Genomic DNA, 23,029 nt, shown 5'->3' with positions numbered 1-23,029 from the left:
AGCTTCTAATTCTAAATCAGGGGATGACGAAGAATGGACTTTCAACCATTAGCTTCATTTCTGGACCGCATAACGGCCTGGCGAATTCCTTGGGCCGAGGTAATCGTCATGCATCGGAACGAAACGGTATTCAAATACCGCAGCGGCGTTCTGGATCTGGAGGCGGGAACGGCTATTGACGAAGGCCGCATCATGAACATTTATTCCATGACCAAAATCATGACCTGTGTCGCGGCGATGCAGCTGGTAGAGAAGGGAGCCATGCTCCTGAACGATCCGATCTCGGCCTACATGCCGGAATACGCCGAAATGTATGTGAGGAAGCAAGGGCTGGACGGCGAATTTGCGCTGGAGAGAGCGGAGCGGCCTATTACAGTCAGGGATTTGTTCGCGATGACAGCCGGCTTCTCCTACGATCTTCAGGTGCCCGCGCTTCAAGCTGCTGTGAAGGAGACGAACGGCAAGCTGCCAACCCGGGCTTTCGCCAGAGCGCTGGCCAAGGAGCCTCTCCATTTCGAGCCGGGCACACGCTGGAATTACAGCGTATGCCATGATGTCCTCGGAGCGCTGGTCGAGGTGGTGGACGGCAGAAGCTTTGGGACTTATTTGAAGGATGAAATTATCGGTCCTCTGGGTATGTCGGACACTACGTTCGAGCTGTCGGAGCAGCAGCGGGGAAGGCTTGCGCCTCAATATGCCTACAGCGAGGAGCATGGCAAGGCCGTAGCCTTTGACGGGAACGGCTTCCGAATCGGCACGGAATTGGAGAGCGGCGGCGCTGGGCTGTTGTCCACATCGGGTGACTATGTGAAATTCCTGAATGCGCTGACCAATGGGGGGACAAGCCCGAGCGGCGTGCGTCTCTTATCGTCTCGATCCGTTGATCTGATGAGAACGGACCAATTGACGGATGCGACGCGAGGCGATTATTCCTGGGAGCAGCTTCGAGGCTATGGATATGGCCTGGGCGTCCGCACGCATGTCTCGCCGGCTGGGAGCGGCTCGCTTAGTCCAATCGGCGAATTTGGCTGGAGCGGAGCAGCTGGCTGCATGGGCATTATGGATCCCGATTCCCAGGTAACCGTCATGTACGCGCAGCATCTGTTAAACAGCCAGGAGCCGTATATTCAGCCGCGTTTGCGGAATGTTGTATATGCGTGCCTTTCCCTATAATATAGACGGCGGAGAGGTATTCATCACGCGATCAGGAGGCGGTCCCATTCATGTACGAGCTCAAAACGAAGGAAACCGACAACAGCGTCATTGCTTTTATTGAAGAGACAGTAGAGAATCCGAAGAAGCGCCAGGACGCGTATCAGCTTCTGGACCTGTTCACCGAAACGACGGGCTATCCCGCCAAAATGTGGGGTCCCAGCATCATCGGCTTCGGCTCTTATCATTACAAATACGCAACGGGCCATGAAGGAGACGCAGCGCTGGTTGGCTTCTCTCCGCGCAAAAGCAAAATCAGCCTCTACTTCGCCCCTGGCGACGAAGCGAGAGAAGAGCTGCTTCAGAGCTTCGGCAAGCATACATCGGGCAAGGCATGCGTCTATATTAACAAGGTGTCCGATATCGACCTGGACGTGCTGAAGGCATTGATTCAGCAATCTATTCAGTTTCTCCGGAGGACGTATCCGGAATCGTAAAGGAGAGCGTTGCGCGATGAAAAAAAGATGGATCGCTCTGGCGATGGTGTGGACGTTAATGGGCGGCATCGCGGCGTGCTCAAGCGAACAACCGATTGATTTGGATGCTATAGAAGTGAAGCTTGCGACGGAGCCGGAGACCGTATCGGCTGGAACGCCTCTGCAATTGAAGGTTGACGTGACGGGCCTTACGGTTACAGAGGACGCAATGGTTACCTTCGATACGCGTGTTGACGGCGAGCCCAAGCTGTTCGATTTGACCCATGAAGGAGAAGGCGTTTTTACGGGGACGTATACCTTCCCGGAGAAGGGCATTCAGACCGTTTACCTGCATTTTTATCTGGACGACATACACATAACCGAAGAGAAGTGGATAGAGGTCAAGTAAGGCAAGGACTCTGCCGCATTTGAGGTTTTTTGTCGTTTGTGTATAATGAAGGTTAGAAAAGAAGAGGTAAGCGGCTTCTCGTGGGTTTTATCGCAATCACTACATAGCATTCAATGTTGAGAGGGGAACTGAAGTTGGATTCCATTTGGTTAGAGTATGCTTGGGCTTTGCTGATTTTGATTTGCCTGGAGGGGCTGCTGTCAGCGGACAATGCCCTTGTGCTTGCGGTGATCGCCAAGCATCTGCCCGACGATCAGAAGAAGAAAGCGATTAATTACGGGATCATTATGGCTTTCGTATTCCGGTTCGGAGCGCTGTTCGCCATCTCGTTTATTGCAAACGTCTGGCAAATTCAGGCGATTGGCGCCGCTTACTTGCTGTACCTGGGGTTAAAGCACATCATACAGTCACGCTTCGGCAAGGAAAATGAAAACCATCGCGAGGAAGTGGAGAAGGAATCGAAGGGCAAAGGCTTCTGGCCGACCGTGGGTAAAATTGCGATTGCCGATCTCGCATTTGCGATCGACTCCATTCTGGCTGCCGTTGCGCTTGCGCTGGGCCTTCCAGATTCGCCGCTTGGCAATTTTGGCGGCATGGACGGAGCCAAATTCATAGTGGTTGTGCTTGGCGGACTCGCAGGCCTGATTCTGATCAAATACGCAGCGACTTGGTTTGTGAAGCTGCTTGGGGACAGACCGGCACTGGAGACGACAGCTTACGCGATCGTCGCATGGGTTGGCGTGAAGCTGGCTGTCATTACACTGGCGCACGAGGATATCGGCGTGCTGGATCATCATTTCCCGCACAGCACAGGCTGGACATTAACGTTCTATGCTGTATTGGTAGCAATCGCCCTCATCGGCTGGTTCGCCCCCTCCAGCAAAAACAAACCCGAGAAATCGGAAGCATAAGAAGAGCCGCCGTCAGGCGGCTCTTTCCTTTGTCTGCTGCCGGTTACCCCACTAGCTCGATGAACCGGGTTGCCGCTTGCGACAGCGGCATGCTCCGCATCGTCATAATTCCGACATGCGTAGGCGGAAGCTGAACGTCCAGCTGAATTTCGAAGAGGGAGCCGTCCTCCAGCTCCTGCGACACAAATTCGCGGCTTACATAGGAGATGCCGAGTCCTTTGCGCGCAAATTCAATAAGCAGATCGACGCTGCCGACCTCGATTTCCGGTTTCACCGTTCGTCCATAGCTTTGGAACAGCTCGGTAATGGCCATTCGAGCACGGCTGTTCCGCGAGAACAATATGATGGGATGCTGGAGGAGCTCCTCCAGCGACAGCACGGTCCCCTTTAAATCCGCATAACGGGCTCCCGCCACAAAACAATCCTGAAGCGTCATGCTCTCTCTTACTTCCAGCTGCGGATCGCCGATCGGCAGACGCACCACGCCGAGATCAATCCGTCCTTCCTTCAGAAAAGCCATTACCTCTGGCGTCGTCCCATGATTCAGATGAAGCTTGATGCCGGGATATTTGAGATGAAATTCCTCCAGATAGGGCAGCAAATAATGCTTGAACAAGGAATCGCTGCCGCCGATTCGGAGCTCGCCGCTGTCCAAGCTTTTGAGAGCGGCCATCTTCTCCTCCGCGAGCGAGATCAGCACTTGCGACTGCTCGATATAGGAGTATAGAATCGCTCCCTCCTGGGTCAGCGTAACGCCTTTGGCGGTGCGGTGGAACAGGGAGAGGCCGAAGCTGTCCTCGAGCTGCTTGATCGCGTGGCTGACGCTGGGCTGGGTCAAATAGACGGCTTTGGCCGCTTTGGACAAGCTGCCGGTCTTGGCCGCCCAATAAAAGACTTTGTACAGCTCATAATTATTTGATATAGACACGATATATAACTCCTCTCAAATATATCGATTACTTATATAGGTGTTAATCGTATTATAGTGGAATGAAGAAAGAGATACCAGCGTTTTTCAATAGGGAATGCCGCGCTGGAGAATAGAAAGGAAGAATATACATGCCACTTACAAAAACGATAGACCAGCTCGCAATCGATACGATCCGCACGCTTTCCATCGATGCCATTAACGCTGCTAATTCCGGCCATCCTGGTCTTCCGATGGGCGCCGCTCCTATGGCGTACGCTCTTTGGTCCAAGCTGATGAATCATAATCCGGGCCACGCGAAGTGGTTCAACCGCGATCGCTTTGTGCTGTCGGCGGGCCATGGCTCCGCGCTTCTGTACAGCCTGCTGCACCTGTTCGGTTATGAGGTGTCAATCGACGATCTGAAGCAATTCCGCAAGCTGAACAGCAAGACGCCAGGACATCCGGAGTTCGGCCATACTGACGGCGTTGACGCGACAACAGGTCCTCTGGGCCAGGGCATTGCCAATGCCGTGGGCATGGCGATGGCTGAAGCGCATCTGGCGGCGAAGTTCAACCAGGAGGGCTTCCCTGTCATTGATCATTACACCTACGCCCTTGTCGGAGACGGCTGCTTGATGGAGGGGATCTCCTATGAGGCGATGTCCATGGCGGGCCACATGAAGCTGGGCAAGCTGGTTGTTCTGTACGATTCCAACGATATTTCGTTGGACGGCGATCTGAACCTTTCGTTCGGCGAGGGTATCCAGAAGCGCGCGGAATCCGCGAACTGGCAATACCTGCGCGTCGAAGACGGCAATGATGTAGAAGCAATCTCCAAAGCGATTGAAGCCGCTCAGCAGAACCTGGAGCAGCCAACTCTGATCGAGGTTCGTACCATCATCGGCTATGGCAGCAAGGCACAAGGCACCAACAAGGTGCATGGCAATCCGCTTGGCAAGGAAGAAGCGATCGCAACCAAAGCTGTTTACGGCTGGGAGCATGAAGAGGAGTTCACTGTACCGGCGGATGTTCGAGCTCATTTCGAGGGGCTGAAGGCGCAAGGCGCAGCGAAGGCAGAGGAGTGGAACAAGCTGTTTGCCGCTTACCAAGCGAAGTTCGAGGCATTGGGCCAGGAGCTCGCACAAGCCATTGACGGCAAAGTGCTGCTGGACGCTTCCGACATTCTTTCGTTCGATACGTCGAAGTCCATCTCGACTCGCGTAGCGAGTGGCGAAGCGATCAACCACTTCGTAAAGATTGTACCTTCCATCTTCGGCGGAAGTGCGGATCTGTCGCACTCGACGATGACCGATATTAAAGGCGAAGGCAAATTCGCCGTTGATTCCTATGCAGGCCGCAACGTCTACTTCGGCGTCCGCGAGCACGCAATGGGCGCAGCCGGCAACGGCATGGCGCTGCACGGCGGCGTGAAGCCGTTCGTGAGCACATTCTTTGTATTCAGCGATTACCTGCGTCCTTCCATTCGTCTGGCTGCCCTTCAGAAGCTGCCTGTAACTTATGTATTTACGCATGACTCCATCGCGGTTGGCGAGGACGGCCCGACACACGAGCCGGTTGAGCACTTGGCTGCGCTGCGCACGATTCCAGGCCTGACGGTCATTCGTCCGTCTGACGCGAACGAAACGGCAAGCGCATGGGCGTACGCTCTGCAGCAGAATGATGGTCCTGTCGCGCTTATTCTCAGCCGCCAGAACCTGCCGATCTACGAGGCGACCAAAGGCAACGTCGACGCGGTTTCCAAAGGCGGCTACATCCTGGCCGAGACCAACGAGAAGCCGGATGTTATTCTGATCGCGACAGGCTCCGAGGTCTCCCTTGCTGTGAACGCCAAGGCTGAGCTGGAGAAGGATAATGTCTCGGTACGCGTAGTAGCCATGCCATCTTGCGAGCTGTTCGACAAGGCGCCAGAGGCTTATAAGCAGAGCGTATTGCCGAATGCCGTCACCAAGCGGATCGCCATTGAAGCGGGCATTTCCTTAGGCTGGGAGCGTTATACCGGCTTCGAAGGCAAGGTCGTATCCATTGAAACATTCGGAGCATCGGGTCCTGGACCGGAGGTAATGGGCTTCTTCGGCTTCTCCGTGGCCAACGTCGTCCAGACAGCCAAAAGCATTTTGAGCTAATATAGAATATAAACGAAGCAGGCTTTCCCGCTATTGAGGGAGGGCCTGTTTTTTTCTTTTCTCATTGCTTTTCCACAAGATTTGAACTACGATATAGATGGATTAATAATTATTAGTTAGAAATAATATTTTTATGAATTCATTATACTGAAGGAGGAGCAGGGGTATGGGCAATAATATGATTACCATTCATGCGGACATGACTAAAGGGACGATTAACAGGAATATATACAGCCATTTCGCAGAGCATCTGGGGAGATGTATATATGAAGGCATTTGGGTGGGAGAGGATTCTCCTATTCCCAATACGAACGGCATTCGCAATGATGTGCTGGAAGCGCTGAAGGGGCTTCGCATTCCCGTGCTGCGCTGGCCTGGAGGCTGCTTCGCGGACGATTATCACTGGATGGACGGAATCGGGCCTCGCGAGAATCGTCCTCGCATGATTAACAATCATTGGGGCGGCGTCATTGAAAACAATCATTTTGGCACCCATGAGTTTCTTATGTTATGCGAGCTGCTGGACTGCGAGCCCTATATTGCGGGCAATGTAGGGAGTGGAACGGTCAAGGAAATGAAGGATTGGGTTGAATATATGACCTTTGCCGGGGAATCCCCGATGGCGGACCTGCGCAGAAGGAATGGGCGCGAGGAGCCATGGAAACTGCCATATTTTGGCGTGGGCAATGAGAATTGGGGCTGCGGAGGCAATATGAGGCCGGAATATTATTCCGATCTGTACCGTCAATATCAGTCTTATGTTCGCAACTTCGACGGGAACCGCGTTTACAAAATTGCGTGCGGCGCATCGGATTACAATGTGCAATGGACGGAAGTGATGATGAAGGAATCGGGACGCTTCATGGACGGCTTGAGCTTACATTATTATGTTGTTCCGGGAACCTGGGGGGACAAAGGCTCAGCAACCGATTTCACGGACCGCGAATGGTTCGTCACGCTGCAGAAAGCGCTCAAGATGGACGAGATTATTGCCATGCACGCAACGGTCATGGACCGCTACGATCCGGAGAAGCGCGTTGGCCTCATTGTGGATGAATGGGGAACCTGGTTCAATGTGGAGCCCGGCACTAATCCGGGCTTCCTGTATCAGCAGAATACACAGCGGGACGCGCTTGTGGCTTCGACGACCCTGGATATATTCCATCAGCATTGCGATCGGGTGCAGATGGCGAATATTGCGCAGACCGTTAACGTGCTGCAGGCCATGATTCTGACCGAAGGGGACAAAATGGTGCTTACCCCGACTTATCATGTATTCGATATGTACAAGGTGCATCAAGGCGCGTCTCTGCTGGATATGCGCGTACAGAGCGAGTCGTATGAGATGGACGGAGAAGCGATACCGCAGATCAGCGCTACGGCTTCCAAGCAGAGTGACGGCACTATCCATATCGGCATCAGCAACCTGAGCCACAGCAGTGAAGCCGTTATCCCAATTGAGCTTCGCGGACTGCTGAGCTTCGGCGCGGTATCCGGCAAGATCCTGACGACATCTGCGCCGAATGCCCACAACACGTTCGATCAGCCCAATGCCGTTGCTCCTCAGCCGTATTACGGCTTCCAGACGGCCGAGGGCAAGCTGACGGCAACGCTGCCGCCTATGTCTGTTGTGGTGCTGGAAGTGAAGGCGTAAGCCGATGAGATCGGACTGCAAAGGCTGCTCGGCCGATGTGAACGTGTCCCAGGAGCTGATCCACCGGATGGTAAGCAGGCTGGAGCTTCAAGGCTTCCATTGCGCCGCGGATGATGTGTATAGAGAGCGACTTGAAGCATGCCGCAATTGTCCTTCTCTGCAGTACGGCAGCACCTGCGGCCACTGCGGCTGCTTCGTTGAAGTGCGGGCGAAGCTTGCGGACAGGGAGTGCCCCAGGCCGGGCGGCTCGCAATGGCCCAAGCAGCGAATCCACCATTAACGCTGCTTGCGGAACTGTCCTGGCGTAACGCCGGCAAGCGAGCGGAAGACACGGTGGAAATGCGGGAGGCTGTCGAAGCCGCATTCCTCGGCGATGACGTGAATGCCATAATCGGTATGAAGAAGCAGCTCCTTCGCGCGAATCACCCGCTTGGCGTTCACGTAGTCCGTGACGTTCATGCCCGTCCACGATTTGAAGACGCGGGAGAAGTGTGGAGGCGATACCGCAGCAAGGCTGGCGAGCTCAGATAATCCGACGGAGCCTCGCAGGTTGTCGTCGATGAAGCGCAGCGCCTCTAGCAGCCAGTCGGGTCCGCCGCGATCATCCGGTACGGTCTGTTCGGCCGGCCATATGAGACTGCGGTTCAGCTCCAGCAGCATATCGCACAGCGCAAGCCGTCCGGCGGTACAATAGCCGGGCGGCTTATTCGTCATTTCATCATGAATGCGGCTCAGCGACGAAAGTAGCTTGGGAAGCACGGTCTCCGGCAGAGCAAGACGATAGCTCTTGCGCTTGCGAGCGATATCGAAGCATTGCAGCAAGGAATATCGATCGTCGAACACGTCCGCCGCGACGAGCGCCGGAGCGAAGAATACGGCCGTGGATACGATCGGACGGTCGGCGTCGGGGAAAGCCTGGTGAATGGTGTTGCCGGGTATGAGGAACAAATCACCGGGAAGCTTATCGTATAAGGCTCTATCGATAAAAAATTTCCCACTGCCCTCATGCACGTATACGAGCTCAAAATGATCGTGAAGATGATCCGGCAGCTCCCGCTCCGGATGCTTGGTCAGCATATAGTTAAGCGATAACGGAATGGGTGCATCTCCCGGGAAGGGCTTGCGATGTGGGGACGCTTTCATCATAGCGGCCTCCTTTCGTTGCTCGATAGGCTTAGAATATCAAAATTCAGTATGTTTCTGCAATATGAGGCAATATGATTATATATGTTGATCCTTTACAATGGAGATATACTTCATAACAAAGGAGCCGTGCAGCGATGTTGACCTTGAATCAAAGCTTGCAACTCACGGATAAAAGTAAAAATCAAACTGCACCCGTTACCATTCTGCAAATCGGTGAAGGCAATTTTTTACGCGGCTTTGCGGATTGGATGATACATGTATGCCGCGAAAAAGGATTATACGAGGGTGGAATCGCTATCACGCAGCCGCGACCTGCTGGCCGCGCCAAAATAGAAAAGCTGGCTTCCCAGGACGGCTTGTATACGCTGGTCACGCAAGGCATTGAGAACGGAGCACCCGTCTCCCGCAAGGAAGTGATTGATGTATTCTCCGAGGTATTCGATCCCTATTCCGATTGGGAGCGCTTCAAAGGCCTGGCGGTCAGTCCCGAGCTTCAAGTTGTCATCTCCAACACAACAGAAGCGGGCCTCGTGTACCGGCCGGAGGAGCTTGGCGAAGGGGCCATCCTCTCTTTCCCTGGCAAGGTTGCTTATTTGCTTCATCTTCGGTTTGAAGCCTTCCAGGGCGCAACGGACAAGGGACTTGTATTCCTGCCCTGCGAGCTGCTGGAGAGAAATGGCGACTCGCTTCGTGACGCGGTGCTTCGTTATGCTGACGATTGGGGCTTCTCTGAAGCGTTTAAGGGCTGGGTGACTGGCCATAACCGCTTTCTGAATTCACTGGTCGACCGAATTGTAACTGGCTATCCGGCTGAGGAGCAGGCGGAGGCCTGGTTCGCGGAATGGGGCTACCGGGACGGGCTGCTATGCACCGCTGAGCCATACCATCTGTGGGCGATTGAAGCGGATGAGGAGCTGGAGAAGCTGCTGCCGCTTAGGAAGGCTGGCTTGAACGTATATTGGACAGATGATCTGAAGCCTTTCCAGCAGCGCAAGGTACGTATATTGAACGGCGCCCATACCTGGATGGCGACGCTTGGCCTTGTGAATGGCGTTCAGCATGTCGGAGATATCCTGGAGCATCGTCAGCTTGGCGCTCAGGCAAGAAGTGCCGTTGAGAAGCATATTGTGCCGACCCTGCCGTATCCGGAAGAGGAGCTTCGCGCTTATGCTTCTGATGTGTTCGAGCGATTCGCCAATCCACATATTCGCCATCGGCTTGCGGATATCGCCATGAACGCGCTGAGCAAGTTCAAGGTAAGGCTACTGCCGACAATCGCGTATTACGCGGAGAGGGGCGAGGCGATACCGGAGTCGCTGGCTCTCGGCTTTGCGGGACTTCTACGGTATTACCAAACGACGAGGGAAGAAGACGGCTCGTTTACGGGACGGACACTCGACGGTGTCGCCTATACGGTGCGGGACGATGAGTCAAAGGCGGCTCTGTTAGCCAGTATCTGGGAGAAGGCGCTTGCAGACAAAGCCGACTCGGCAGCCGTGGCAAGTGCGTTGCTCGCGGAGAAGGAGCTGTGGGGCGAGGACCTCACCTCTTGGAGCAATTTGACGGAAGCGGTAGCGAAGCAATTATCGGAGCTTGAGGGGGGCGTATATCGATGAGCGATTGGATTAGACTGTCGGAGCGAGATCAGGTCATTGTAGCGTTAAGGCCCTATGCCGCAGGCGAGCTGGTGGAGCTGGAGGACGGCAGCAGACTGACGTTGAACGCGAATGTGCCCAAAGGGCATAAAATTGCGACAGCGCCGGTTCCAAAGGGACAGGATGTATTCAAATTCGGCTATTCCATCGGTAAAGCCAAAGCGGATCTGCAGCCTGGCGAGTGGGTGCATACACATAATTTGGAGACTGGCCTCGGCGACATTCTGGATTATCGGTACGAGCCTGCCAGCAGCGCTTCATTTAACGAGGCCAGCCCTTCGGATATGGCCGCCGTTCCTACATTTCAGGGCTACGTTCGTCCGGATGGATCGGTGGGCATTCGCAATGAGATTTGGATTATCAATACCGTCGGCTGCATTAACAAAATGTGCGAGCTGCTGGCTAAGCAAGGCGAAGCGCAGTTCGGCTCCATGCTGGATGGAGGCGTTCATCACTTCGCCCATCCCTTCGGCTGCTCCCAGCTTGGCGATGACCTGACCTATACGCAGAAGCTGCTTGCGTCGCTTGTGCATCATCCTAACGCCGGCGGCGTACTCGTTGTCGGACTCGGCTGCGAGAACAACGGAATCGATCTCTTCAAGGGAGCGATTGGCGATTACGATGAGCGCCGCGTGAAATTTATGCGTGTGCAAGAGGAAGAAGACGAGCTGGACAAGGGTCTGCTGCTACTGGAGGAGCTTGCGGAATATGCAGGAGCATTCCAGCGAGAGCCGGTGCCGGTCTCCAAGCTGAAGATTGGGCTGAAGTGCGGAGGCTCCGATGGTCTGTCCGGCATTACGGCCAACCCGCTGGTAGGCGTGTTGTCGGACCGGTTAATTGCGGCTGGCGGAACCGCGATTCTGACGGAGGTGCCGGAAATGTTCGGCGCAGAGACGATTCTGATGAATCGCGCGCAGGATGAAGGAGTGTTTGGCGATATTGTCACGCTGATTAATGATTTCAAGCAATATTTTATCCGTCATGGGCAAAATATTTATGAAAATCCATCCCCAGGCAACAAGGACGGCGGGATTACGACGCTGGAGGAGAAGTCGCTTGGCTGCACGCAGAAAGGCGGCCATGCCATCGTAAGAGACGTTGTCGGTTATGGCGGGAGAGTGAGCCGCGCGGGGCTGAACCTGCTGGAGGCGCCAGGCAACGATATGGTATCGGTGACGGCATTATCTGCAGCCGGCGCGCATGTCGTCTTTTTTACAACGGGACGCGGTACGCCGTTTGGCGGCGCGGTCCCGACGGTAAAGGTCGCGACGAATTCCGAGCTTGCGGAGCGCAAGAAGAATTGGATTGACTTCAACGCAGGCAAGCTGCTGGAAGGTGTGACAATGCCCATGCTGGCAGACGAGATGTGGGAGTATCTCATCGCTCTCGCGTCAGGAGAAACCCGGACGCATAGCGAGCGGAACGGCTTCCGGGAAATCGCAATCTTTAAGGACGGCGTTATATTATAGCATTCGGGGAGGCTGGACGCGGGTGACATGGAGTGGCGACGAATGGCTGGAGGGGCTTTATCGGCAGGCGGTCGATCGGCATGCTGACAAGAGTGCGGCTGAGACGCTTGAAGAGAGACAGGCCAGGCTGAGGGATACGCTTAGAGGCCTGATTGGCCAATTCAAGCCGAATTCCGATCACACTCCTCGCTTGCTGGAACGTGTAGAATGCGACGGCTATGTACGGGAGCGGGTTGAATTATCGGCCACTCCCGGACTCACCTTCCCCGCGTATGTGCTCATTCCGAATGGCGCTTCGGGGCCATTGCCGGGGACGCTGGCCTTGCACGGTCATGGCTACGGCAGTCGCGAGATTGTCGGCTTGAAGCCTGACGGTGCAACGGATGAAGGCTCTCCCGGCTGCCACGCGCATTTCGCCATTCAATTGGTGAAGCGTGGATTAGTTGTCATCGCGCCGGATGTCATGGGCTACGGCGAACGGAGGCTGCGCTCCGACCTGGAGCAGGATGGGAATGCTCCAAACTCCTGTTATACCCTGTCTACACATCTTATGATGCTGGGCAAGACGTTAACGGGTTTGCGCGTTGCCGAGGCATGGACTGCGCTGTCTTATTTGCAGGGAAGGCCCGAGGTCGAGGACGATCAAATCGGTGCTATGGGCTTCTCGGGAGGCGCGCTTATTGCGCACGCCGCCGCTGCATTGGATGAACGTATTCGCGCCGTCGTATTGAGCGGCTTCACCAATACGTTCAAGGACAGCATTCTAGCCATGAGGCATTGTGTGGATAACTACACGCCCGGCCTGCTGCGCCATGCGGAGCTTCCCGAGCTGATCGGCTTGATCGCGCCCCGTCCCTTGTTCCTGGAAAGCGGGCAAGGCGACCGGCTGTTCCCCGTACACGGGTTTCGTCAGGCGGCCTCCTGCATTGAAGAAATCTACGCGGCTTATGGCGCGCCAGACAAGCTGGGCGTAGATATAGTCCCGGGCGGCCATGAAGTGAACGGTCGAATGGCTTACGATTGGCTCAAGTCCACCTTAAGCCAAGCTTCCCAGTAGCGAGAGCTGCTGCGTATAACCTTTCATTGCATATTTAGTATAGTTGCGGAAAGCATTCCCGATCGGGGAGTGCTTTTTTTTATTCCGCTCAATTTCTGAGAAGCGCCTCTCGCCGCATAAGATACAATAGGCCGAATCTAAAGGAGTGGGTGGGATGGCGGAGCGTGCGGTTATTGTAGGCGCAGCGAGAACTCCTTTTGGAAAGCTCGGGGGCGCGTTCAGGGAGGTGCCGGCTGTTAGGCTCGGAGGCTTGGCTATAAAGGAAGCCGTGCAGCGGGCAGGCCTGCAGCCCTCGGACATTGAGAAATCGATTATGGGGATGGTGCTGCAAGGAGGAGCGGGACAGGTGCCTGCGAGGCAGGCTGCCCTGGAGGCTGGTCTGCCGTGGGGCGCGGCGTCGGAGACGGTCAACAAGGTATGCGCTTCGGGAATGCGAGCCGTTACGATGGCTGATCAGGCCATTCGGTCCGGTGATGGAAGCGTTATCGTCGCAGGAGGCATGGAAAGTATGTCTGGTGCGCCATTTGCGCTGAAGAGCTGCCGCTGGGGCAATCGGATGGGGCATGGCACCGCGCTGGATCTGATGCTGCATGATGGGCTGACATGTCCGTTTGGCTCCGTCCACATGGGAGTGTACGGCGATCAAGCTGCCGCTGAATGGGGCATTACGCGCCAGGAGCAGGATGAGTGGGCGTTGCGAAGCCATCTGCGTGCGGTGAAGGCGATAGAGGGCGGCAAGCTGGCGGAAGAGACGGTTCCCGTCCGGCTCACTGGACGCAGTGGCGGTGATACCATTGTCGCAACGGATGAAATGCCTCGCAAAGACGCCAATATTGCCGCAATGGCGGGCCTTTCTCCGCTGTTCAGCGCTCATGGAACGGTGACCGCCGGCAACGCGCCGGGAGTGAATGACGGCGCGGCAGCACTTGTGCTAATGGCGGAGCGGGAGGCTCGCGCAAGGGGCATTCGCCCATTAGCGACAATTGCGGGGCATGCCGAGGCTGCGCTGGAGCCCTCTCGAATCGCCGAGGCTCCCGGTCATGCGATACGCAAGCTGCTGTCAGCAACAGGTTATTCCATCAAGGATATCACCTTGATCGAGGTTAATGAAGCATTTGCTGCAGTTGTACTCACCAGCGGCAAGCTGGTCGGTTGGAATGCCGAGCAGGTGAACGTCAACGGCGGAGCGATTGCGCTTGGCCATCCTATTGGGGCAAGTGGAGCCCGAATCATTATTTCGCTCATCTATGAGCTTAGAAGAAGAGGGGGAGGTCTTGGGATTGCCGCCATCTGCAGCGGCACCGGTCAAGGCGACGCCATGCTGATCAAGGTTGAGGGTACGGGGAGGAATGATGCGTGAATATCAATCGAATAATGGTTGTTGGAGCCGGACAGATGGGCGGCGGTATTGCCCAGGCGGCAGCGGCTGCAGGCTTGCAGGTGATGCTGCATGATATCGAATACGCCCGCGCTGTACGCGGCATGGAGCAGATTCGTGCGACGCTGGGGCGAGAGGCGGAGAAGGGCTATAGAAGCCGGGAGGAAGCGCAGGCCATTCTCGACCGCATTACACCGACTGCTGTGCTTGGAGACGCGGCGGGCTCGGAGCTTGTCATTGAAGCCGTCAGCGAGGATGCGGGGGTGAAAGCAGAGCTGTTCCGCAGGCTGGATGCGATTTGTGCCGAAACCGCGGTGCTCGCCAGTAATACATCCTCGTTGTCCATTACGCGGCTGGCCGGTGCAACCAAGCGCCCTGAGCGTGTAATCGGCATGCATTTTATGAATCCCGTTGCCGTTATGCCTCTGGTGGAGGTTATTCCGGGACTCGCTACCTCGGAAGAGACAACCGCGCTTATTGTGAGCTTGGCTGAGCGCCTCCAGAAAAGTCCGATTGTAGCACGCGATTTCCCAGGCTTCGTCTCCAATCGGGTGCTGATGCCTATGATTAACGAAGCCGTGTTCTGCTTGTATGAAGGCGTCGCCTCGCGCGAAGCCATTGACAGCATCATGACGCTGGGTATGAGGCACCCGATGGGACCGCTTAAGCTGGCGGATCTAATCGGTCTGGACACCTGCTTATCCATATTGAATGTGCTTCACCAGGAATTTGGCGATTCCAAATATCGCCCTTGTCCGCTGCTGCGGCAATACGTTCGGGCAGGCTGGCTGGGACGCAAGACGGGACGCGGATTTTACAGCTACGAATAACCCGCAGAGGAGTGGATGCGCCATGTTCTCTTTTTCAGAGGAGCAGGAAGCGCTGCGCCACATGGTTAGGGATTTTGCCAGACGGGAGATTACTCCGCTTATTCCGGCTATGGAGGAGAATGATGAATTTCCGCTTGCCGTCGTGAGGAAGATGGGTGAGCTGGGACTTATGGGTATTGCCATTCCTGAGCAGTGGGGAGGCGCGGGTGCCGACTATCTGTCCTCCATTATTGCCATTCACGAAATATCCCGGGTCAGCGCGGCGGTTGGCGTTATTTTATCCGTTCATGCCTCTGTGGCGACACAGCCGATCCTAAGCTACGGGGACGACGTCCAGAAGCAGCGTTATTTGCCTAAGCTGGCGGGAGGCCAGTATATTGGGGCGTTTGCCCTGACGGAGCCAAGCGCTGGCTCCGATGCTTCAGGCATCCGGACTACCGCCGAGAAGAGGAATGGACGTTATGTGCTGAACGGCACCAAAAGCTTTATTACAAACGGAAGCTATGCGGATACGTTCCTTACGTTTGCGGTTACGGATCCCGCCAGAGGAGCCAAGCGCTTGTCCGCTTTTATTGTTGAAAGGGGAACTGAAGGCCTCTCCATCGGTAAAAACGAGCGTAAGCTAGGACTGCATGGCTCCAGTACGACAGAGCTGAGCTTTATAGATGCAGAGGTGCCGGCAAGCCAGCTGCTTGGGACGGAGGGCGATGGGCTTCGAATCGCGCTGGATCATCTTGAGGGAGGGCGCATTGGCATCGCTGCCCAAGCGCTTGGGATAGCGGAGGCTGCGCTGGATTATTCCATCCAATATGCCAAGAAGCGCCGGCAGTTCGGCAAGCCTATCGCGGAGCACCAGGCCATAGCATTCAAGCTTGCTGACATGGCGACGAATATTGAAGCGGCGAGGCTGCTGCTCTATCAGGCGGCTGAGCTCCGCAGCCAAGGCGCGCGTTGTCCCAAGGAGGCGTCGATGGCGAAGAGGTTTTGCTCGGATACAGCCATGTATGCGGCTGCCGAAGCGGTTCAAATTCATGGCGGCAACGGATATATGCGAGAGTACCCAATCGAGAGATTATTCCGCGACGCCAAGGTGACACAAATCTATGAAGGCACCAATGAAATTCAGCGTCTTGTCATATCGAAGCATGTACTGAAGGAATCCTGATGCCGGGGCGCGGAGGAGGAGAATGACGATGGAAAGTTACTCGCCAGGATTGGAGAATGTTATTGCCTGCGAAACGTCGATTTCCTATCTGGATACAGGGAATGAACTGATCCTGCTTCGAGGCTACGATTTAATGGAGCTTGCCCGCAAGGCTGTTTTTATGGATGTAGCGGGCTTGCTGCTTGACGGCAGTCTGCCTGATGCTGGGGAGCGAGCGGCATTAATGGATCAGGTTAGAGGAGCAAGCAGTATGGAGAAGGAGGTGCTCCACCTTCTATCCTTCTTGCCCAAGCGGCCGAGCATGATGGATGTTCTTCGAACCGGCATATCCGCGCTTGCAGGGTTTGATCCCGACCTGGATGACCGAACAGAAGAGGGGAATCGGCGCAAGGCGATTGCCTTGCTAGCCAGGGTGCCGCAACTATGCGCTGGCGGCTATCGAATGGCACATGGACTTGAACCGCTTGCTCCTCGCCCGGAATTGTCGTATGCCGCAAACTTCTTGTATATGATGACGGGTCGAACGCCAAGCGAGCTTGAGGAGCGTCTGTTCGACCAATCGCTTATTGCTTATAGCGAACACGAGCTGCCTAACTCCACCTTTGCGGCGAGAGTGATTGCTTCTACGCAATCTGATATGTACGGCGCATTGGCTGGAGCGGCTGCCTCCCTCAAGGGCACATTGCACGGAGGCGCTAATGAAGCGGTGATGGAGCTGCTGCTGAGCGCGGGAACGGAGGCCGGGATGGAGACGTTGATTCGGGGCAAGCTGGCGGCCAAGGAGCGGATCATGGGCTTTGGCCATCGTGTATACATGAGGAAACCCGATCCTCGAGCGCTCCTGCTGAAGGAAGCATTGACGGAGCTAAGCGCGGTGCGAGGAGATGCTCGCCTTCTGTCCATGTGCGTCGCCGGTGAGACGATTATGCACGAGGAAAAAGGTCTTCATCCCAACCTCGATTATTACGCTGCGCCTGTCTACCATCTGCTAGGCATTCCGACAGCGTTGTTTACACCGGTATTTTTGGCAGCGCGCACTGCCGGTATTTGTGCGCATGTGATGGAGCAGCATGCTCATAATCGATTGTTCCGTCCTAGAGTGCGATATATCGGTCCCAGGGGACTGCGACTCGCGGAAGACGGCGGGAAGGAAGGGGTGCTGCGCGATGGGGATTAATGGGGCAAGGGATAGTCTGATCGAGGAGATCGCCGAATATGCCTTCAGCTATAAGCCGAGAAGCGATGAAGCGTATCGCATCGCGCAATACGTGCTGATGGATTCTATTGGAACTGCTGTGCTTGCGCTCCGTTTTCCGGATTGCGCCAAGCATATTGGGCCAATCGTGCCGGGCGCCGTGCTCCCCGGAGGGGCTAGAGTGCCCGGTACAAGGCTAGAGCTGGATCCCGTTCATGCCGCATTTAATATTGGCTGCCTTATTCGATGGCTGGATTACAATGATACTTGGCTGGCGGCAGAATGGGGACATCCATCCGACAATTTGGGGGCCATATTGGCGGTTGCCGATTATGTAAGCCGGTGCCATATGGCAGAGGGCCGTCAGCCGCTGCTCATGAAGTATGTGCTTGAAGCCTCCATCAAGGCGCATGAAATACAAGGCGTGCTGGCACTCGGCAATTCGCTTAATCGTCAAGGGCTGGATCATGTTTTGTTCGTAAGGATCGCTTCAACGGCGGTCGCAAGTGCGTTGCTTGGGCTTACACGCGAGGAAATTGCGGATGCCGTCTCCAATGCCTGGCTTGACGGAGGCAGCCTGCGCGCCTATCGGCATTCGCCTAATACGGGGTCTCGCAAATCCTGGGCCGCCGGCGATGCGACAAGCAGGGCGGTTCGTCATGCGTTGATGGCGCAGATGGGTGAGATGGGCTATCATACCCCCTTATCGGCGCCGAAGTGGGGCTTTCACGATGTGTTGCTAGGGGGCAAGCCGCTGACGCTTGCTCGACCGCTAGGCACTTATGTTATGGAAAATATTCTCTTCAAAATAGCGTTCCCGGCTGAATTTCATGCGCAAACAGCAGTGGAATGCGCATTTGCATTGCATGGCGCAGTCCGGGATCGTCTTGACGATATCGCGAGCTTGACCCTCCATACACATGAATCCGCCATTCGGATCATTGATAAGAGGGGAGCTCTCCACAATCCGGCTGATCGGGATCATTGCTTGCAGTATATGGTAGCCGTCGCCTTGCTCCACGGCCAATTAACGGCTGATCATTACGAGGACGAGGCTGCGGCGGATCCTCGCATCGACGCGCTGCGAGAGAAGATGGTTGTGGTCCATGATGAAGGCTTTAGCAGGGATTATCTGGACCCAGCAAAACGTTCCATCGCCAATGCGCTTCAAATTCATTTCCGGGACGGAACGTCATCGGCAAAAATAACGTGCGAATATCCGCTTGGCCACCGGAAACGGAGGGAGGAAGGGCTGCCCCAGGTTGTTCAAAAATGTGAAAGCAGCCTGCTGACCCGATTCCCTAGAGGGCGGACCGCAGCCATAATGAAGGAAGGCTTTGATCTCGACAGGCTGTCAGCTATGACGGTCACTCGATTTATGAGCATGCTGGTCATTTGAAGGATTGTATGAAGAGAGGAGCTGCAGCCATGTCTTGGTTAATCGAAAAAGATCCGGAGCAGCGCGAGCTTGCGGAGCGGTTCCGCAAGCTGATTACCGGCGAGGAGGTATTGCAAATACCCGGGGCGCATGACGGGATGGCCGCCCTGGTCGCCAAGCACGCCGGGTTTCGGGCTTTGTATTTGTCCGGTGCCGCATATGCAGCAAGCCGTGGTCTGCCTGATCTAGGAATCATCCATTCCCAAGAGCTGGCTGAGAGGGTTAGAGAGCTGGTGCGGGCGACAGGGCTGCCCGTTCTAGCCGATATCGATACAGGCTTTGGCGGTATTCTGAATGCGGCGAGGGCTGGAAAGGAGCTGGTTGAGGCCAAAGCGGCGGCCGTTCAGCTGGAGGATCAGGAGATGCCCAAAAAATGTGGCCATCTGACCGGTAAACGGCTGGTTCCGCCGGAGGAGATGGCTCATAAGATACATGCGATAAAAGAGACGAGTCCAACGCTAATCGTCATCGCACGCACTGACGCGAGAAGCGTAGAAGGAATGGAGGGCGCGATTAGCAGGGCCAGCTTGTATAGGGAAGCTGGAGCCGATGGTATTTTCCCGGAGGCGTTGGAGGATGAAACCGAATTTAAGAGGTTTAGCGAAGCAATGCCGGATTGTCCGCTGCTCGCCAATATGACCGAATTCGGACGTACGCCTTATTATACAGCAGAGCAATTTCGCGGTTGGGGCTATAGGATGGTAATTTATCCGGTCACTTCACTACGCGTGGCAGCCAAGGCATACGAGAAGATATTCGCCGAAATCATTCAAAGCGGAACCCAAATCGCTATGCTTGGGGATATGCAAACTCGCGCACAGCTGTACGCATCCATAAAGTACGCAGCATATGAAGTGATGGATGCTTCAATAGCAAAGTCCCGGCTCTCGGATTGAAGGATCGTCGCAGCCTTGTGTATTAGGAGTTGGCCATGCTATGGGGTCCTACCCATCGAGTCTTTTGTATACTATACTTAACAGTATGAAAAGATTTGATTGGAGGATGCGTTTTGGCCAACATTAGAGTATTCGCAGACAGCGTTTCCGATCTTCCGCAAGAGTGGGTTAGGAGATATGGCATTACCATCGTGCCGCTTTACATTATTTTTGGCGAGCAAAGCTTTAGGGATGGCATCGATATTACGACTGACGATATTTACAGGCGTGTAGACGAATCGGGCGTTTTGCCCAGGACCGCAGCTCCGTCGCCCAACGATTTTGTGGAGGCTTTTCGAGCGGCGACGGAGGGCGGAGACCAGGTTTTGTATATCAGCATGTCGGCCCGGGTCTCATCGACTTATCAGAACGCGATAATCGCTATGGAGGAGCTTCCGGAGGGGCTGGTTACAGTCATCGATTCCACGCATCTCTCGGCAAGCTACGCCATGCTGGTGATTATGGCGGCGCGCATGCTGGAGCAGGGCGACAGCTTGGCTGAGACGGTGTCTGCTATCGAGGAGCGCAAGGCTCGTGTCGAAATCGATATTCTGATCGATCGTCTGGATTATCTTCACAAGGGCGGCCGAGTATCCAGTATTCAAAGCATGATCGGAAGCATGCTCCAGATCCGGCCCGTACTAGGAATCAAGAACGGACTAATTATATCGACAAGGAAATACCGGGGGAAAACACAGAAGGCGCTCGAAAATGTTATGAAGAACGTAGTTGATAACATGGGGAGCCTCGATTTGAAGCTGGTTGTTATCGCCCAGACGGTTGCGGAGAAGTCCGCTGATTACATCAGAACCTACCTGCTGGAGCATACCGATGTCCAAGAAATTATAGTCATTGAAGGCGGCTGCACCATCTGCTCCCATACAGGGCCGAATACCGTTGCAATAAGCTATCTCAAAAAATAATGTGCAACCATAACGAAAGCGCCTCCGGACCTTATCTCCGATAGGCGTTTTTTAAGCTTGCGCTGGGCTCTCGACTGACTATCCCCTCGACTCAGAAACGGTCCGTCAGGCTCAACCCATCGTTCCAGTCCCCCTTCGGTTAACTATCCCCTCAACTCAGAAGCGCTGAGTCATGCTCCAACCATCGTTCCATTGCCCCTTCGGCTAACTATCCCTTCTACTCAGGAATGCCAGAATTATAGATTTTGACATTAAGGACGAAAAACTTGGTGCACCTTTAACATTTTGCTTGTGCAAATAGGAATAAAATGCTATTCTATATGAGAACAAATGTTCTTTTTTGGAGGTGGCATTGGTGATAGAGGCGGCAGTGAATGAGTTTAATGAAGCATATCCGGATGAGCAATCTTGTATAGATGCGGTCGAGAGCTTGAGGTGGGAGAACGGGGTTAGCTGCGTCAAGTGTGGAGGGGGTTCCATTATCCGAATGATGTCGAGAAGAATGCCGTTGTTCGAATGCAGGTCTTGCCGCGATCAATTTTCATTAACCTCCGGAACGATTATGCACAAGAGCAGAACCCCGCTGAGGAAATGGCTGTTGGCCATATATTTGGTGGCCTGCCATAAGGATGGTGTAAATGCTACGAAACTAAGCCAGATCATTGAAGTAACCTATAAGACCGCCTGGAAGATGCTTCACTGCATCCGGCTTTCAATTTCCTGGATGGATCAGCAGAGAACTCTCTCAGGTTTAGTGGAAGCGAAGCTTGAAATATTCGGAAGACAGACTATATTAACAGAAAATCGACTGATGAAAGAACGTTCCATCATCATTGCCCACAACAAGGAAACAGCTGGCCCTGGCTACTACAGGCTAGCATTCATCCCGAGACATAAGCATGCCAGAGCTTTGCTCAATGTTCACGAGCAGGAAGCTTTTATGGCGAAGCATTGCGAGAAGGACGCTACTATTGTCCAGATGAATCCTCGTTTTCAGCAGTTGCGGAAGTTGCAATATTACAAGGTTATTGACTCTGATGGCAATGAGAAATGGACGTGCGAATCGCAATCCTTAGATCCTATGTACCCCCTGTCAAGAATGACGGATAACATTCTGCAATGGATGAATGACACCTACCATGGCATAGGAATCAAATACGCCCAACACTATCTGGATGAGGGCTGTTTTCGGTTAAACTATGGAGCATTTGGTTCCGCGGCTGCATTTAATCGCTTACTGTTATGTGTTCTGAATTCACGGCATGTTGATCAATTATCGGCACATATTTCCTTATCCTCACAGGATCAAAGTCTACATTCAGTATGCTGACTTTTATTTGTACTGCCAAGCTTGGTTTTGTATAGATGATGCGATTTAGAACATTTGAATTACATTGGTGATATTGATTCTTTATGGTTAACTGGGCGCTGCACTATATGTGAATAAGCAGATAGCAGTCTGCGTGGTTTGGTTGCGAAACGAAATATGGCTTAAGATGTGTAAATCTCTCTAAATCTCTGTTTTCGTCTACTCTGTAGGCGTTTTTCGTGCTTGTATATGCGATTAATCCAGTCTTAGTCTGTTTTTCAATGCCGGTGGAGACTGTTTTCTATGTTGTAATTCTAATTCCAATCAGAATAAATGAAAATGAAACTGGTGCGCTGACTGGAGTCTAAGCAAGTTGCTTAACACTGAGTTGAGGGGATAGCTGACTTAAGGCGTTTGAGACATAGATTTTAGATTTTACCTCATACCACCTCACGTTATCCTTGATCACCTGAGAACTTAAGTGAACATCCGAGAACATCCAAGCTTACCTGAAATTATCTAAGATTATTTAAGATTTCATGACAATCCCCCACATCATCCAGTATCATCAAAAACCATCTGGGAACATCTGATACATCTCAGAACATCTGTAACATTTGAGGGCACTTGTGAAAATCTGAGATCATCCCAGAAGGAAGAAGGGGATAGAGCGAATATGCAAAGCGGTGATAAAACGAGCAAAACAAGCAAAACAAGCAAAACATGTAAAACAAGTATAATTGGCGCCATTGGGACTCTTAATTTGATGCTGGGTTGTTCCAGATATAACTCAACTGGAAGGAACGAAAAAACAAAGAGCCGTCCCTTCCGCCATGCGGAGTGGAGGGCTCTTTGAGGTCATCAGGATGAAGT

The 23,029-nt window shown here is 54.0% G+C and carries 20 protein-coding genes; 18 read left to right on the top strand and 2 right to left on the bottom strand.

The window, feature by feature from the left end; all coding sequences use genetic code 11:
- The first annotated feature begins 33 nt into the window (after positions 1 to 33).
- The 4 genes from AB1S56_RS15700 to AB1S56_RS15685 all read left to right on the top strand — a co-directional run bounded on the left by AB1S56_RS15700 (position 34) and on the right by AB1S56_RS15685 (position 2,948).
- Positions 34 to 1,173, top strand: coding sequence for a serine hydrolase domain-containing protein (locus AB1S56_RS15700; protein ID WP_340869329.1), 1,140 nt, complete (start codon positions 34 to 36; stop codon positions 1,171 to 1,173).
- A gap of 50 nt (positions 1,174 to 1,223) precedes the next feature.
- Positions 1,224 to 1,649 carry a DUF1801 domain-containing protein gene (locus AB1S56_RS15695; protein ID WP_340869327.1) on the top strand — a complete coding sequence of 142 codons (426 nt, stop codon included), beginning with the start codon at positions 1,224 to 1,226 and terminating at the stop codon, positions 1,647 to 1,649.
- 16 nt (positions 1,650 to 1,665) lie between these two features.
- Positions 1,666 to 2,037 (top strand): hypothetical protein, encoded by a 372-nt coding sequence (locus AB1S56_RS15690; RefSeq protein ID WP_340869326.1) that lies wholly within the window; start codon positions 1,666 to 1,668, stop codon positions 2,035 to 2,037.
- Between the two features lie 134 nt (positions 2,038 to 2,171).
- Positions 2,172 to 2,948 (top strand): TerC family protein, encoded by a 777-nt coding sequence (locus AB1S56_RS15685; RefSeq protein WP_340869324.1) that lies wholly within the window; start codon positions 2,172 to 2,174, stop codon positions 2,946 to 2,948.
- Between the two features lie 43 nt (positions 2,949 to 2,991).
- Here AB1S56_RS15685 and AB1S56_RS15680 read toward each other — a convergent pair whose 3' ends face one another.
- The gene (locus AB1S56_RS15680; protein ID WP_340869365.1) at positions 2,992 to 3,870 is read right to left on the bottom strand and encodes a LysR family transcriptional regulator; all 879 of its coding nucleotides are present in this window, start codon (positions 3,868 to 3,870) and stop codon (positions 2,992 to 2,994) included.
- Positions 3,871 to 4,007: 137 nt separating this feature from the next.
- On the opposite strand from AB1S56_RS15680, the gene tkt reads away from it, so the two are divergent.
- From tkt to AB1S56_RS15665, 3 genes are all read left to right on the top strand, one after another.
- Positions 4,008 to 6,002, top strand: coding sequence for a transketolase (gene tkt / locus AB1S56_RS15675; protein ID WP_340869323.1), 1,995 nt, complete (start codon positions 4,008 to 4,010; stop codon positions 6,000 to 6,002).
- Positions 6,003 to 6,168: 166 nt separating this feature from the next.
- A complete protein-coding gene (locus AB1S56_RS15670; RefSeq protein ID WP_340869322.1) occupies positions 6,169 to 7,656 on the top strand; it encodes an alpha-N-arabinofuranosidase in 1,488 nt (495 codons plus the stop codon).
- A 4-nt stretch (positions 7,657 to 7,660) separates the two neighbouring features.
- Complete coding sequence (locus tag AB1S56_RS15665) at positions 7,661 to 7,936, top strand: DUF6171 family protein (protein ID WP_340869321.1); 276 nt, start codon at positions 7,661 to 7,663, stop codon at positions 7,934 to 7,936.
- On the opposite strand, the gene AB1S56_RS15660 is transcribed toward AB1S56_RS15665, so the two are convergent.
- Complete coding sequence (locus tag AB1S56_RS15660; RefSeq protein ID WP_340869320.1) at positions 7,933 to 8,802, bottom strand: AraC family transcriptional regulator; 870 nt, start codon at positions 8,800 to 8,802, stop codon at positions 7,933 to 7,935. The genes AB1S56_RS15665 and AB1S56_RS15660 overlap by 4 nt on opposite strands.
- Before the next feature lie 134 nt (positions 8,803 to 8,936).
- On the opposite strand from AB1S56_RS15660, the gene AB1S56_RS15655 reads away from it, so the two are divergent.
- The 11 genes from AB1S56_RS15655 to AB1S56_RS15605 all read left to right on the top strand — a co-directional run bounded on the left by AB1S56_RS15655 (position 8,937) and on the right by AB1S56_RS15605 (position 22,177).
- Positions 8,937 to 10,418 (top strand): tagaturonate reductase, encoded by a 1,482-nt coding sequence (locus tag AB1S56_RS15655; RefSeq protein WP_340869318.1) that lies wholly within the window; start codon positions 8,937 to 8,939, stop codon positions 10,416 to 10,418.
- Positions 10,415 to 11,926: an altronate dehydratase family protein gene (locus AB1S56_RS15650; RefSeq protein WP_340869316.1), complete on the top strand. Its 1,512-nt coding sequence runs from the start codon at positions 10,415 to 10,417 to the stop codon at positions 11,924 to 11,926. Before AB1S56_RS15655 ends, AB1S56_RS15650 begins: the two co-directional genes overlap by 4 nt.
- A gap of 22 nt (positions 11,927 to 11,948) precedes the next feature.
- The gene (locus AB1S56_RS15645) at positions 11,949 to 12,983 is read left to right on the top strand and encodes an alpha/beta hydrolase family protein (protein WP_340869315.1); all 1,035 of its coding nucleotides are present in this window, start codon (positions 11,949 to 11,951) and stop codon (positions 12,981 to 12,983) included.
- A gap of 154 nt (positions 12,984 to 13,137) precedes the next feature.
- Entirely contained in the window at positions 13,138 to 14,343 is a 1,206-nt protein-coding gene (locus tag AB1S56_RS15640; protein WP_340869314.1) for an acetyl-CoA C-acetyltransferase, read from the top strand.
- The gene (locus AB1S56_RS15635; RefSeq protein ID WP_340869313.1) at positions 14,340 to 15,191 is read left to right on the top strand and encodes a 3-hydroxybutyryl-CoA dehydrogenase; all 852 of its coding nucleotides are present in this window, start codon (positions 14,340 to 14,342) and stop codon (positions 15,189 to 15,191) included. The genes AB1S56_RS15640 and AB1S56_RS15635 overlap by 4 nt, the downstream gene beginning before the upstream one ends.
- A gap of 22 nt (positions 15,192 to 15,213) precedes the next feature.
- On the top strand, positions 15,214 to 16,356 hold the full coding sequence (locus AB1S56_RS15630) for an acyl-CoA dehydrogenase (RefSeq protein WP_340869312.1): 1,143 nt from the start codon (positions 15,214 to 15,216) through the stop codon (positions 16,354 to 16,356).
- Between the two features lie 28 nt (positions 16,357 to 16,384).
- Positions 16,385 to 17,533 (top strand): citrate synthase, encoded by a 1,149-nt coding sequence (gene mmgD, locus AB1S56_RS15625; RefSeq protein ID WP_340869310.1) that lies wholly within the window; start codon positions 16,385 to 16,387, stop codon positions 17,531 to 17,533.
- Positions 17,523 to 18,950 carry a bifunctional 2-methylcitrate dehydratase/aconitate hydratase gene (locus AB1S56_RS15620; RefSeq protein WP_340869309.1) on the top strand — a complete coding sequence of 476 codons (1,428 nt, stop codon included), beginning with the start codon at positions 17,523 to 17,525 and terminating at the stop codon, positions 18,948 to 18,950. The genes mmgD and AB1S56_RS15620 overlap by 11 nt, the downstream gene beginning before the upstream one ends.
- Before the next feature lie 29 nt (positions 18,951 to 18,979).
- Positions 18,980 to 19,885 carry a methylisocitrate lyase gene (prpB, locus tag AB1S56_RS15615; protein WP_340869307.1) on the top strand — a complete coding sequence of 302 codons (906 nt, stop codon included), beginning with the start codon at positions 18,980 to 18,982 and terminating at the stop codon, positions 19,883 to 19,885.
- 113 nt (positions 19,886 to 19,998) lie between these two features.
- A complete protein-coding gene (locus tag AB1S56_RS15610) occupies positions 19,999 to 20,847 on the top strand; it encodes a DegV family protein (protein WP_340869305.1) in 849 nt (282 codons plus the stop codon).
- A 346-nt stretch (positions 20,848 to 21,193) separates the two neighbouring features.
- Positions 21,194 to 22,177: an IS1595 family transposase gene (locus AB1S56_RS15605; protein WP_340869364.1), complete on the top strand. Its 984-nt coding sequence runs from the start codon at positions 21,194 to 21,196 to the stop codon at positions 22,175 to 22,177.
- Positions 22,178 to 23,029 lie beyond the last annotated feature (852 nt).

The organism is Paenibacillus sp. PL2-23 (genome assembly GCF_040834005.1).
In the GTDB taxonomy this organism is placed as follows: domain Bacteria; phylum Bacillota; class Bacilli; order Paenibacillales; family Paenibacillaceae; genus Pristimantibacillus.
This window is presented reverse-complemented; position numbering and strand designations above follow the sequence as displayed.